The organism is Pseudoclavibacter sp. JSM 162008, assembly GCF_041366455.1.
Classification (GTDB): Bacteria; Actinomycetota; Actinomycetes; order Actinomycetales; family Microbacteriaceae; genus Pseudoclavibacter.
In genome coordinates, this window is sequence record NZ_JBEWYX010000025.1 from 25846 (window position 1) to 36849 (window position 11004).

Here is an 11004-nt window from a genome sequence, read left to right on the forward strand (position 1 = left end):
CGCGCACGTCCTCGCGACCGTGAGCGGTTGCGAAAGACCCCCTGCACCGGGCTACCGGGGCAGGGGGTCGTGACGTGCGGGGCGGCATCTACCGGCCGAGATCAGAACCACGCTTCGGGGCGATCTGTGGCGGCTGCGGATGAGCGATCTTGTAGTGCTCGGCAGCGGCGGCGGCCTTCGGAGTCGTGAGCGCAGCGCCTGGCGCTGCACGCTTCATGTCGACCTCCCAGGACGCGACCGCGGGACGCTCGGGCGTGCTCTCCTGCGTGGTGCGATAGACGCGGTAGCGCTGCACCACAGGGCACTCCTCAGCGAGTACTTTCGCGGCAGCCTCGGACTTGGTTTTGCCGTTCGGTCCATCAAACACACTGCGTGCGTATTCACTGGGCACCCAGCGGCCACCGAGCCCACCTTTCTCAGTGGCTTCCTCGTAGGACTGCTGCCAGCGTTTCGCGATGCGACCCTGCGAGATGTCGTAGGACACTTCGACGTCCAACACCTCGGCCGTATAGCCCTCAGCTGCGAGCTGCCGCCCGAGCTGACGCGCGCTCGTCTCCGACGACAACACCGTGTCGATGATGACGTTCTTCCCCTCGCGCAACGCCTCGTCGCGCAGCTCCTTCGCGAGCATCGAGGACTCCTCGTGCACGAGCGACGCAAGCTCCAACGGGAAGAACTGCTCCCCGCTCGCTTCAAGCGACTTCACCGCGTCGGGCTTGATGAAGGACTCGTAGCTGCCATCGGCCAGTGCTTCACGCAGCAACATGGCTTTGAACTCGTCCGCGTCCACCGTCAGGTACTGCTCCGACCGCTCCCCAAGCACCTCACCCTTGGCAGTCGACTTACCCGCGCCCGGAGGACCCGCCAGCACCATCGCGCGCGACTCGTTACGCACGTCCGGGTACTTCTCCAGATACTCGCGTTTCAGCGCCTTGTGCAGCTCGCGACGCTGCGGCGTCGGCGTCGACACCCCGCGCTGCGTCACGAACCACTCAGGGTTCCGAATCGTCGCCGTCGGCGCATTCGGCGCGAGCGCCGCACCATCGCGCGAAAGCTCAACCACACCCCGCCGGTGACGCTCCACCAGCGACGCATCCACCACTAGGCAGCCCCGGCCAGCACATCACCAGAGGCAGCCTCCACGAACCGCTGCGCAGCCTCGTTCGCCTCCTCATCGGTGAACCCACGGTAGGGCTCCCCAGCAGCCTCCTGCTGCGCGTCCAACGCCGCGGTCTCCCGCTGCACGTACCCGTACACGTCCAGACCGATTAACCCCTCACTCTCGGCGCGCACAATGTCATCCCACGAACCCGGCACCGAAAACAACAGATCGTCGTACCCATCCGTGCGCTGCGTCGGCTTGTAGTCCCACCGCAGCAGCTCGTGCACGAGCTGGAACAGCGTCAACTCACCGATGGAGTACCGCTCCGCGATCTCGAACGGATCAGCCCCAGAGAACCCCTCCACCAGCGGCGGCGCAGCCGCAGCAGCCTTCAACGCCTTCGACACATTCGGCTGCGCAATCCCAAGCACCTTCGCGATTTCCCGCTGCGACCCCAACGGCGCGAGCTCCCCCACCTTGCGGATATACGAGAGCCGGTCAAGCTCCGAACGACGACGAAGCAAACGAGCCTCCCTGGCGCGATCTTCAAGCTGAGTAGACATACAAACCTCCAAAGGGTGATACCCCACGGTATCAGTCCGGATTGTCAGGCTATTTCGACGTTCGCGAGCCACTCACCGGTCCGGGCTGCACGCTCCGCACCCGGGAGGCTGAGACCACGAAGGATCTGCGGGTCAGGTCGCGTACAGGTCCGGCGCCGCGACCGGGGCCGCGTGACCTCCCGCAGCCATGATCTCGTCGATGAGATCGCTGGCGGTACTTGCGACGATCTGGAAGTGATCGCGTTCCGCGGTGGTGCTCTCGGCGCGCTCGACGTTGTCGAGGGCGGAATTGGCGTAGTCCTGGAGTGCGTTGATGAGGATCGCGTGGCGGTCCTCATCTGTGAGGTCGAGGGTCACGAGATGCGGGGGCTGCTCAGTCATAGCGGCAGTCTCCCACTCTCCTCCGACACGGCTTCGAGCCCGGCGCGTTCCTCGAGCGCTGGGGTCGTGACCCTCTCGAGTCGTCCTGTCGGGGTGCGCGAGGGGTGTCCCCTCGCCCGATCGGCCCGCAGACGAGCGAACACTCCAGTGAGCCGATCGGTGTCGGTAGCCCGTGGAACACTCACGCGCATGATCGAACCAGTAGAGAAGATCGCTGCCGCAGGCGCGCTCGCTTCACTCACCCTTCGGTGCGAGACAGTCTCGGAGCGGGTCGCGTCGCGCTGGACGAAGCGCATCGTCTGCTGGCGGCCCGTCGCGACGAGACCCGTCGACGGCATGTCCTGGCTCCTCTGGGGCAAAACTCCCCCGCTGCGTGAAGTCGATGGCGCGCTCGTGCCGGCGCCCGTCACCGTCGACGGTGAGACGTTCGAGCCGGTGCTTCTCGAACCGCTCGACGTGTTCGACGCTTGGCTGGCGATGCTCCAATGGGTGACCGAGGGAGACGTGCGCACCGAGGTTCGCCACGCACTCGAGGTCGGGACAATGACGGAAAAGGAATGGGCCATCTCTCACGGTCACGCGCAGATACGCGGCACTGTCACGCTTGAGCACGACGCCCTCGCCGCCGAACGCCTCGCATCCGAGCTGTCCATCGCGTTGCTCTACATGGCCCAGCGCGCGACAAGGAAAAAGGCGTGGTGAGAGAACTCGCCGGGCGCTTCTCGGGGTGCGCGAGGGGTGCCCCCCTCGCCCGAGCTGCCCGCAGCGAGGCCGGCGGCTCGGAGCGGGGCTAGTCGGCCTGCTCTTCCCAGGCGCTGCTGGCCTCGGCGGCGAGGTCCGGCCCCTGCCGGGGCTTGCCCTTGGGGCGTTCCACGGTGACGTTCTGGCCGCGCAGGCTCACGGTCACGTTGTCGGCGTAGACCTTCTGCCGGATCGTGCCGGAATCGTCCGCCTCTTCGATGAGGCGGCCGGTGAACTCCAGCGCGACGTTTCCGCACCTGGTCGCGAGGTCAACGACCGCTGCCGCAAGGTTCCCGGTCACGTGCACGTCGTAGACGATGCGGGGACCGGACTGCCACTCCCCCGCCTTGTTTTTGAAGCGGCGCGAGCACGCGATGCTCGCGTACGTGTACTTGCCGCCGTCCTGGTCGCGAAACAGCGTCGGGGTCTTGGTGAGATTCCCTGTGCGGGTGATCTGCGTGAACATGCGCCCTCCTCGGCGTCGTCGTGGATGTCTTGGTGGTTAGTGGAGCTCGTAGGTGATGCCATCGATGCGGGCGAACCCGTCGCCCTCGTAGATGCCGCAGCTGTGACCGTCCGCCCCGTACTCGTACCAGTGCGCGTCACCTTGTTCGACGCTACCGGCGTCGACGGGCCGCAGCAGCTGCACGCCGAGCTCCTGAAGCTCGTCAGGACTCGAGCCCGTGTACGTCACCAGTGCGGCGCCCTCCTGGTAGATCTCGTAGAACCCGGAGCTGTCCTCGTTGCGGCCGACGAGCGTCATGCCGCACCTCGCTCGGTTTCGGTCAGCTCGTGTTCGTCGACGTGGCCGTCTCGCACGAGCTCCAGCGCCTCGACGTACGCCCACACGGTGCTGTGCTCGACGAGCGGGATGACGTCGGCGTCCCAGTCGTCGCCGTGCTCCAGCGCGGCCCACCGGCTCGCGAGCTCGACTTCGGTGTCTGCGGTGATCGTGGCGGTTGGGGTGATGAGTTCAAGCATGGTTCGGGTCCTCTCGGTGTGGCAATCTGTCGGGGAAGCGAGGGCCGGTTCCTCAGACCGCCCGACCCTCGCTGTCTTCCTGGGTTAGGCGGGGCGGTGGTCGCGGTCGTAGCGGCTGAACCACGTGTGGTGGTTCATGTCGAGGCGATCTCCGAAACGGCGGATGCCGTCTGCCAGGTCGATCGTTTCCTCGGTCGCGGCGGCGTTGATGTCGGCCAGGGAGAGCGGCACCGTCTCCCACATGCCGGAGCGGGTGAACCAGACGTCGATGCGGTCGAAGTCCTGCTCTACTTCCCCGACGCCTTCACCGTTGATCACGGCAGCCACGCCGCGATCCACCGTGACGAGCATCTGCGGGCCTGGCCCGTGGGTCAGCGTTGCCGGGTCGAAGACTTCGTCTTCGAGGCGTGCGGCTTCGGCCGCGCGAGCGCGGGCAAGAAGGATGTCTGCGTCGAGCTTGATCGTGACGGCTCCTGTGGGACGTTCCATGATGTGTGTGTCTCCATCTCTCCATCGTTTTTTTGCCTGGAAGGCACGCAGTGCCGATCAGGACGAGGAGTGGAGCAGCAACCCGCAGGGCAGCGGGTGGAGAGAGTTTCGGGCCGGAATAAGCGAGCCTGCGAGCGCGGGTCGAAAGTCTCGGCGGAGCTGGCCGCGCGCAGCGCGGCTTGTGCTCCACGGAGCGTCCGTACAATCGCCGCAGGCTTCCAGGCAAAAGAACGAGCGCCGCAGGCGTGAGGAGGATGCTGGCCGCGAAGCGGCATCCCTCGCGACCGCAGGGAGCCTTTTGTGAGCTGGGGGTGCACGAGGGGGATGCTTCCCCATCGCGGCGGCCGCGAGGTCGTCTCCAGCCCGGGTTGGAGCGTGGCGCGGCTCCCGCATTCATCTCGGACTGGCAGCATTCGCCGCATGACGGACTACATCTGGGGTGACGCAGAGGTCACCTACGACGACTGGCACGGAACAGCGCAACTGGACCAACGGATGACTGGGCCGTCACTCTACGAGCTCGTGAGCATCGACCAGGAGGCATGGTTCATTGTCGGTATCGAGCTCGGTGGCGGCGAGCTCAGTCACGACCTGCACGTGTTCGCCGTCGACAGGGAGAGCGTGCCCGAGGGTGGCGACGTCCTACCGAAAATCGCGGCGGCAAACGGTGGTGAGATACCTGTCACGGACTTCCTGATCCACAACGTGGACCCGTACCAAATCCTCAAAGCCATCACCCACTCGCTGGACATCAGACTGCGTCTCGCGCGAAGCGTCGACTTCCCGATCCGCGTCCAGGCGCTCAGCGACTCACCGCCCCAGGACTAGCCCTCGCGCGGGGGTGCGCGAGGGGGTGCATCCCCCTCGCGGCGGCCACCAGGTCGCCTGGGTGCGGCTAGGGTCTCCCCGCGCCGCACCCTCGGCAGCTACGACAGCCCGGCGGCTGCCTTCTTCGCTCTCGCTTCTTCGAGCTGAGCGGCTGTGCGGTGGTCCTGCACCTCGTGCCAGGGCGTCTTATGCGTCCAGCTGTACTCGGTCTCGACGGCGACGGTCTTGGCGTTGCAGCGCGCGACGATCCACCAGGTGCCGCGCACCTGCACGGCGTCGCCCTTGGCGACGTTGTGGCGGCCGTAGTCGGTCGCCTTGCCGCTGGCGATCTGCTCGGCGCGGATGCCTTCCCAGAAGTCGATCTGGTCGCGGAGCTCCGCGAGGTCTGGGGCGAGCGCTTCCGCGCGTGCGGCCTGCTTCTCGGGCGTCGCGTCCTGGTAGCCGTGCTCGTAGGAGTACGTCTGCTCCGTGATGCGGCGTTGCATGCGTCGCTCGTCGGCCTGCAGCTTCTCGATGCGGTTGGCGACCGTGACCGGGTTGTGGCGGGCGCTGTTGGCGCTGGCCGCGATCCTCGCGCGGCGTTCGGCTTCCTCGGCGGCGCGGTCGGCCTCGACGCTCTTCCCCAGGCTCGACCAGGCGCGGTCGTGGGCGCGGCGGTGGCGCGCCTCGGAGTGGTGCCCGATCTTGATGGGCTCCCCGCCCTCGGGCAGGCTGTTGTAGTCGCGCTGTCGGCGCAGCTCAGCTGCTTCGGCGTCGGCTGCCTTGCGGCCGGCCTTTTCGTCGAGCGCGGCGGCGCGGTCGTTCGCCCGCTCCGTGCGGGCCGCGTCCACCTCCGCAGCGCTGCGGGTGCTCTCGTCGAGCTCCGTGGTGACCTCGAAGCCTGCCGCCTCCAGGGCTGCGACGGTCGGGCGGATCACGTGGTGCTTGGGTCGGCGGTCGCGACTCTGCGGCACGTACCAGGCCCCGAGATTGCGGCTCCAGCGCCACCGCTGCTCTTTCAGGACAGCGGCGGTGCCATCGCCGCGGGCGGTGCCCTCGATCAAGGTTCCGGCCTCGTGGGTGTGGGTGATCGTAAGGACGCTGCGCGTCCGCTCCCCCACCTCGGCGGCCGTATCGGTGGCTGTGTGACTGGTCATGATGTGTCTCCATCTCTCCATCGTTTTTTTGCCTGGAAGGCACGCAGTGCCGATCAGGACGAGGAGTGGAGCAGCAACCCGGAGGGCAGCGGGTGGAGAGAATTTCGGGCCGGAATAAGCGAGCCTGCGAGCGCGGGTCGAAAATCTCGGAGGAGCTGGCCGCGCGCAGCGGGGCTTGTGCTCCACGGATCGTCCGTACAATCGCCGCAGGCTTCCAGGCAAGAAAACGAGCGCCGCAGGCGTGAGCAGCGCTGGCGGCCGTAGGCCGTTCACCGCAGGACTCGCTGGTCCGACTCCCCCCGCACGGCCATCGGCAGCCTCCTCTGTCCGTGGCTCGTGCCACACTGCGCACATGAGCACGACCCTCGATGATCCGATCACTGTCGAACTCGTCGACGAGCGGCCTGCCGTGTTCTGGTGGAACCTTTTCCCCTACGTCATCACCGATCCGCCCATGGTCTTCTACCGGCGTCGACCGCCGTGGTGGACCGGTGAGAGCTCCCCCAGCCGCATCGACGACGAGTTCTGGCGCGTGAGCGCTGCACGCGACGGGACCGAGCATGACCCCGGGCTGTACGACCTCCGTAACGACGGCGACACCTGGCGTCTCGTTCTCGCGTGGTGAGCTGCGGACACGCTGATATCGACAGGTAGCTACTACTCGCACATAATATTGACTGATATCGAATGCTAGCAGTCGCTAGCGCTTGCTGGTACTTACTAGCAGTTGCTAGCTATCGCTTGCGGTTGCTTGTAATTGATATCACGAGCTAGCATGGAGCATCACTTGATATCTACGCGGGGGAGAACCAGATGATCACATTGCTCGGAGGAACCAAGGGGGGCCCCGGCAAGACGACCGTGGCTATCAACCTCGGGGTAGCCCTCGCGCTCGACGGCGCGCAAGTTCTCTTCATCGATGCCGACAAGCAGCGCACGCTCTCGAAGTGGCACGCGCGGCGGATCGAAAATGGGCACGAGCCCCGCACGACACTGATTGAGAAACGGGGCAACCTGCACGCGGTCATCGCAGACCTCGCCCAGCACTATGACCACGTGATCGTCGACGTCGCCGGAGACGACAACGAGGAGATGCGCACGGCCATGACTGTCGCTGACCAACTCATAGTTGTGCTGCGGGCGAGCCAGTTCGATGCTGAGACATTGGAGGAGTTCGCAGACGTCATCACGACGGCGAAGAACTTCAACCCGAGCCTGGCGGCGCGAGCTCTGTTCAGCCAGGTTCCGACGAACGCGTTTGAGACTGAGACGGAAGACGTCACCGAGTACGTTCGCGAGTTCGACGAGGTGACGGCACTCAGCACTGTTTTCGGGCACCGAAAGCTGTTCCGAGACTCAGTGTCGGACGGCCGCGGCGTCCTAGAGATGCCCACGCGCAGCGGCTCGCAGGGGGCTGCCAAAGCTGAGGTGCGGGCTCTTGCCGCGGAGGTGACCTCGTAATGGCCATCGTGCGCAACAAGAAACCGCAGGCAGCCGATCCCTCCGCAATCGCCGCATTCGGCGCGGCAGCCGACGCGACGCCCGAGCAAGCCGTGCCGGTCGCCCCGAAGCGAGCGCCGCGCAAGGAGCAACCGGACGGCGCGAGGGCACCCGCATCGAGCCTTGTGCGCTGGGAGAAGAACGAAGCCCTCCGCGATGGCCTCATGGACTACGCGAAACAGCGGCGATACCCGGTTCACACGGTCCTGCTGATGGCGCTGGAGTTAGGTCTAGAACAGCTCGACGAGCGTAGTAAGTAGCCGATGCCATAGCGCCTGATATCATCAGATATCAGGTGCTATCGTCTGTCTAGAATGTGCCGATCTTGGCTCGCTGCTTCAGTCGAAATCCTGACAGTGGACGTCACAGAGGGCTTCGTCGACACTTGACTCGACGTTTGACTGTGAGTAAACGCGACGGTCGTCCTCGACCCGGATAACCTTGGCCGTCGCCACCTATGGCGTTTCAAGGGATGCGCAACCGGGGGAGTGGCACCGCTGCAGCGGTGCGGCGCCAGGAGCTCACTCAATCGCTCTTTGCTCAGCCAGAGCCTGTGCTCTTTGGTGCCGGTAGAGCGTCGCACGGCTCCACCCGACAAGACGAGCTGCGTCTGCAGCCGTACGCCCACGCTTGCGTGCGTCGGAGACGACCTGGAGTTTCTCTTCGACCTGGACAGGATCTGAGAGGGGCCGGCCGAACTTCGTGCCGTTCTGGCGGGCCGCGGCGATGCCGGCGTTCACACGCTCGACGATGAGCTCACGCTCATACTCGGCGAGGGTGGCGAGCATGTTCAACATGAGCCGGCCCGTGGACGTCGCTGGATCGATGCCGTCCGAGATGGAACGTACGTTGATGCCGCGCTCCCGCAGCAAGTTGACGGTGTTGAGTACGTCAATGAGGGATCGTCCCAACCGATCGACGCGCCAGACGACGACGGTGTCGCCGGCCTCTGCATGCTCGAGTAGCCGTTTCATGCCCGGGCGTTCGATCGCGGTCCGACTCCCGGACGTTACGTCGGCGAAGACGTCGCGCTTCTGCACGCCGACGTCGACGAGTGCGTCGAGCTGGAGCTGCGCATCTTGGGTCGCGGTGCTGACGCGGGTGTAGCCGAGAAGTCTCACTCGGACAGTTTGCCTCAGAAACCCCGAAGCTTGTGGCGACTGAGACGATCTACGATGAGGCGAGTTTTTGAGACAAAATGAGCCCCGGACTTACGGGGGAGTGGGCACCCCGTAGGGGAGCAAACATAGCTGCGTCAGAATCTGCGTGTTTGCAGGGATCAGTCTACCGGCTACGGGCGACGGTCGCGGAGGCTCCACTGGCCGGACGGCGTGGGAGTTGAACTCTTGCCTTCGCCTGAACAGGCACCCACACCAGGGGCAGAGAACCGCATAAGATCAGCGGTTTCCGGGGTGGTGTCAGCCCGCGCGTACCTCCCGATACCTGCAGAAACGTATTCGGTGCCCCATCGTTTGCCCCATGAGCGGCGACTCGGGAAGGCGCTGGTCAGACCTGCACTGCCTCGCGACTTCGAGAGGATCGCCAGAGTCGAAGAATAAGGGCGGGGCCGATGAGCCAATAGGCAAGTGAGGTGAGCGTGCCAGGGAAGAAGACGTCACCGGAGATGAGGGCGTAGATCGGATGACCTATTGCGTTGCCCATGATGCCCATGATTGCGAAGAACCAGACGATCAGCAGCGGCACCCGCCAGCCCTTGAACAGCGTGAGCGCGCCGAGGGTAAACGCAGCGTAAGACGCCATGTTGCCCCAGATGAAGAACTCGACCGTCATGGGTGGCGCGGCGAAGACGTCCTCTGGCCAGCGTATCCAGAACTGGCCGGAGTACTCCTCGGCGAAGTGAAGGAACTGCCATGCGAGCGCGACAAGATAGATCGGCAGGACTCGCGCTGGGTCCGGCGCAGCTTTGGCCGTGCTCGCCAGGTGCGACCCGCACGCGATCACCATCGCCGGGATGAACGTCCACCACATCGCCATGCCAGGCGAGACAATCGCGAGCAGCACGATCAACAGGGCCGCTATCACCACAGATGCAACCTTGACACGCAGGTCGGTGCCGGGGGCGTTGGCGGCGGCACGAGCGCCCTTCGATTTATTCATCACTGTTGAATTATGGCATGAGACGAAGGCTCACCCCATAGTGACTGCGTGCGCGTTCACTCATTGAACAGGTACCGCTGGACCGTTTCGCCGATCCGGCGCACGAGTACGTCTTCGGGGGCATCCACGAGCGTCGGTATGCGCAGGAGGTAGCGCCCCACGACGAGGCCTGCGATCTGGGTGGAAACCAGACCGGCGCGAAGCTCCGCATCGTCAGCACTCACGCGAGCGGCAACCTTGTCAAGCAGCTCTCGTTGCAGGAACCCGGCGACGAGTGCGGTTGTCGCCGGAGTTGTCAACGCTGAACGCAAGAGCAAGGCCGTACGCTTTCGTACTTTGGGGTTGTCCCAAGTGGTGAGGATGTAACGCACAATACGTTCGCCCGTCTGATCTGCCGGGCCATCGAGAAGAGCTGGGACGCCCTGATCCGGGCGGAACGGCGATCCCAACACGGCAGCGAGCAGATCGGGCTTGTTCCCGAAGTAGTGATGCACCAGCGCGGGGTCGACACCAGCCCGAGAAGCGATGGCCCTAATCGTCGCGGCCTCGTACCCGTTCTCCGTGAACTCCTCCGACGCAGCTACAAGAATCTGCTCGCGCGCATCGACTGCACCCTTCCGAGGTCTCCCACGCCCTCGACGCTCTTGATTCGCCACAGATCCGGCCATGCTCAGAGCCTACCGATCACCAATCCACAAGCTTGAGACTCACACCTTCTCCTGAATGGACGCAGACTACGGCGGTGCCGTAGGAAGGGGTCAGAGTCCACTCATCCACAGGCCTGTGCCAGATCTTCGCGGAGACGGCAATCCGAGCAATTAATTGGGCAAGGCAGCGAGGAATGACCGGCGAGCCAGTCCGCGATCCAGACAACCTCAACCACATCTTCGAAATCTGGAACCGCCTGCGCACAGACAGCAACTTCAACCTGCGATCAGCGGCGCTCACGCTGGCGCATGGAGCATACGAAAACGGTATCACCGGGTCACTCCTAACCCTTGATGACGCCCAGGTTGAAGTCGCACTCGCCAGCTATAACGATGCCGGCTACGGAGTGAAGGTTGCCCGCATCTATCGAGCGATCGAGGTCTATAACAAACAGGCCCGCGGCAAGTAGAGAAGCAGCAGCCTGCGGTGCCCGCCCTTGGGTCGGCACCGCATGCTG

At 64.8% G+C, this 11004-nt stretch carries 17 protein-coding genes; 6 read left to right on the plus strand and 11 right to left on the minus strand.

Features of this window, described 5'->3' with window-relative positions:
• Positions 1-88 precede the first annotated feature (88 nt).
• From ABVF28_RS16210 to ABVF28_RS16220, 3 genes are all read right to left on the minus strand, one after another.
• Positions 89-1102, minus strand: coding sequence for a zeta toxin family protein (locus ABVF28_RS16210; protein WP_371031314.1), 1014 nt, complete (start codon positions 1100-1102; stop codon positions 89-91).
• A complete protein-coding gene (locus tag ABVF28_RS16215) occupies positions 1102-1665 on the minus strand; it encodes a hypothetical protein (protein WP_371031315.1) in 564 nt (187 codons plus the stop codon). Before ABVF28_RS16215 ends, ABVF28_RS16210 begins: the two co-directional genes overlap by 1 nt.
• A 132-nt stretch (positions 1666-1797) precedes the next feature.
• Positions 1798-2046 (minus strand): hypothetical protein, encoded by a 249-nt coding sequence (locus ABVF28_RS16220; protein WP_371031316.1) that lies wholly within the window; start codon positions 2044-2046, stop codon positions 1798-1800.
• 189 nt (positions 2047-2235) lie between these two features.
• Here ABVF28_RS16220 and ABVF28_RS16225 point away from each other — a divergent pair, with 189 nt between their 5' ends.
• Positions 2236-2748, plus strand: a complete 513-nt coding sequence (locus ABVF28_RS16225; RefSeq protein WP_371031317.1) for a hypothetical protein — start codon at positions 2236-2238, stop codon at positions 2746-2748.
• An 88-nt stretch (positions 2749-2836) separates the two neighbouring features.
• On the opposite strand, the gene ABVF28_RS16230 is transcribed toward ABVF28_RS16225, so the two are convergent.
• The 4 genes from ABVF28_RS16230 to ABVF28_RS16245 form a co-directional block, all read right to left on the minus strand.
• A complete protein-coding gene (locus tag ABVF28_RS16230; RefSeq protein WP_371031318.1) occupies positions 2837-3253 on the minus strand; it encodes a single-stranded DNA-binding protein in 417 nt (138 codons plus the stop codon).
• Positions 3254-3289: 36 nt separating this feature from the next.
• Positions 3290-3550 (minus strand): hypothetical protein, encoded by a 261-nt coding sequence (locus ABVF28_RS16235; RefSeq protein ID WP_371031319.1) that lies wholly within the window; start codon positions 3548-3550, stop codon positions 3290-3292.
• Positions 3547-3768 (minus strand): hypothetical protein, encoded by a 222-nt coding sequence (locus ABVF28_RS16240; protein ID WP_371031320.1) that lies wholly within the window; start codon positions 3766-3768, stop codon positions 3547-3549. Before ABVF28_RS16240 ends, ABVF28_RS16235 begins: the two co-directional genes overlap by 4 nt.
• Positions 3769-3852: 84 nt before the next feature.
• Positions 3853-4257: a hypothetical protein gene (locus ABVF28_RS16245; RefSeq protein WP_371031321.1), complete on the minus strand. Its 405-nt coding sequence runs from the start codon at positions 4255-4257 to the stop codon at positions 3853-3855.
• A 420-nt stretch (positions 4258-4677) separates the two neighbouring features.
• Here ABVF28_RS16245 and ABVF28_RS16250 point away from each other — a divergent pair, with 420 nt between their 5' ends.
• Positions 4678-5085: a hypothetical protein gene (locus ABVF28_RS16250; RefSeq protein WP_371031322.1), complete on the plus strand. Its 408-nt coding sequence runs from the start codon at positions 4678-4680 to the stop codon at positions 5083-5085.
• Positions 5086-5183: 98 nt separating this feature from the next.
• Here the strand turns inward: ABVF28_RS16250 and ABVF28_RS16255 are convergent, their stop codons facing one another.
• Positions 5184-6221, minus strand: coding sequence for a DUF3560 domain-containing protein (locus ABVF28_RS16255; RefSeq protein ID WP_371031323.1), 1038 nt, complete (start codon positions 6219-6221; stop codon positions 5184-5186).
• A 352-nt stretch (positions 6222-6573) separates the two neighbouring features.
• Between ABVF28_RS16255 and ABVF28_RS16260 the strand changes: the two genes are divergently transcribed.
• The 3 genes from ABVF28_RS16260 (at position 6574) to ABVF28_RS16270 (ending at position 7981) form a co-directional block, all read left to right on the plus strand.
• Positions 6574-6846: a hypothetical protein gene (locus ABVF28_RS16260; RefSeq protein ID WP_371031324.1), complete on the plus strand. Its 273-nt coding sequence runs from the start codon at positions 6574-6576 to the stop codon at positions 6844-6846.
• A gap of 188 nt (positions 6847-7034) precedes the next feature.
• Entirely contained in the window at positions 7035-7682 is a 648-nt protein-coding gene (locus ABVF28_RS16265) for an AAA family ATPase (RefSeq protein WP_371031325.1), read from the plus strand.
• A complete protein-coding gene (locus tag ABVF28_RS16270; RefSeq protein ID WP_371031326.1) occupies positions 7682-7981 on the plus strand; it encodes a hypothetical protein in 300 nt (99 codons plus the stop codon). The genes ABVF28_RS16265 and ABVF28_RS16270 overlap by 1 nt, the downstream gene beginning before the upstream one ends.
• A gap of 261 nt (positions 7982-8242) precedes the next feature.
• Here the strand turns inward: ABVF28_RS16270 and ABVF28_RS16275 are convergent, their stop codons facing one another.
• The 3 genes from ABVF28_RS16275 to ABVF28_RS16285 form a co-directional block, all read right to left on the minus strand.
• Positions 8243-8842 carry a recombinase family protein gene (locus ABVF28_RS16275; RefSeq protein WP_371031327.1) on the minus strand — a complete coding sequence of 200 codons (600 nt, stop codon included), beginning with the start codon at positions 8840-8842 and terminating at the stop codon, positions 8243-8245.
• 385 nt (positions 8843-9227) lie between these two features.
• Positions 9228-9842: a hypothetical protein gene (locus tag ABVF28_RS16280; RefSeq protein WP_371031328.1), complete on the minus strand. Its 615-nt coding sequence runs from the start codon at positions 9840-9842 to the stop codon at positions 9228-9230.
• 53 nt (positions 9843-9895) lie between these two features.
• The gene (locus tag ABVF28_RS16285) at positions 9896-10507 is read right to left on the minus strand and encodes a TetR family transcriptional regulator (RefSeq protein WP_371031329.1); all 612 of its coding nucleotides are present in this window, start codon (positions 10505-10507) and stop codon (positions 9896-9898) included.
• Positions 10508-10680: 173 nt separating this feature from the next.
• Here ABVF28_RS16285 and ABVF28_RS16290 point away from each other — a divergent pair, with 173 nt between their 5' ends.
• Entirely contained in the window at positions 10681-10956 is a 276-nt protein-coding gene (locus ABVF28_RS16290) for a hypothetical protein (RefSeq protein ID WP_371031330.1), read from the plus strand.
• Positions 10957-11004 lie beyond the last annotated feature (48 nt).

What these genes read in the sequence shown, in the direction of transcription:
- ABVF28_RS16215 (WP_371031315.1), bottom strand. Translation starts at nt 1,665, where the DNA reads ATGTCTACTCAGCTTGAAGATCGCGCCAGGGAGGCTCGTTTGCTTCGT.
- ABVF28_RS16220 (WP_371031316.1), bottom strand. Translation starts at nt 2,046, where the DNA reads ATGACTGAGCAGCCCCCGCATCTCGTGACCCTCGACCTCACAGATGAG.
- ABVF28_RS16225 (WP_371031317.1), top strand. Translation starts at nt 2,236, where the DNA reads ATGATCGAACCAGTAGAGAAGATCGCTGCCGCAGGCGCGCTCGCTTCA.
- ABVF28_RS16230 (WP_371031318.1), bottom strand. Translation starts at nt 3,253, where the DNA reads ATGTTCACGCAGATCACCCGCACAGGGAATCTCACCAAGACCCCGACG.
- ABVF28_RS16235 (WP_371031319.1), bottom strand. Translation starts at nt 3,550, where the DNA reads ATGACGCTCGTCGGCCGCAACGAGGACAGCTCCGGGTTCTACGAGATC.
- ABVF28_RS16240 (WP_371031320.1), bottom strand. Translation starts at nt 3,768, where the DNA reads ATGCTTGAACTCATCACCCCAACCGCCACGATCACCGCAGACACCGAA.
- ABVF28_RS16245 (WP_371031321.1), bottom strand. Translation starts at nt 4,257, where the DNA reads ATGGAACGTCCCACAGGAGCCGTCACGATCAAGCTCGACGCAGACATC.
- ABVF28_RS16250 (WP_371031322.1), top strand. Translation starts at nt 4,678, where the DNA reads ATGACGGACTACATCTGGGGTGACGCAGAGGTCACCTACGACGACTGG.
- ABVF28_RS16255 (WP_371031323.1), bottom strand. Translation starts at nt 6,221, where the DNA reads ATGACCAGTCACACAGCCACCGATACGGCCGCCGAGGTGGGGGAGCGG.
- ABVF28_RS16260 (WP_371031324.1), top strand. Translation starts at nt 6,574, where the DNA reads ATGAGCACGACCCTCGATGATCCGATCACTGTCGAACTCGTCGACGAG.
- ABVF28_RS16265 (WP_371031325.1), top strand. Translation starts at nt 7,035, where the DNA reads ATGATCACATTGCTCGGAGGAACCAAGGGGGGCCCCGGCAAGACGACC.
- ABVF28_RS16270 (WP_371031326.1), top strand. Translation starts at nt 7,682, where the DNA reads ATGGCCATCGTGCGCAACAAGAAACCGCAGGCAGCCGATCCCTCCGCA.
- ABVF28_RS16285 (WP_371031329.1), bottom strand. Translation starts at nt 10,507, where the DNA reads ATGGCCGGATCTGTGGCGAATCAAGAGCGTCGAGGGCGTGGGAGACCT.
- ABVF28_RS16290 (WP_371031330.1), top strand. Translation starts at nt 10,681, where the DNA reads ATGACCGGCGAGCCAGTCCGCGATCCAGACAACCTCAACCACATCTTC.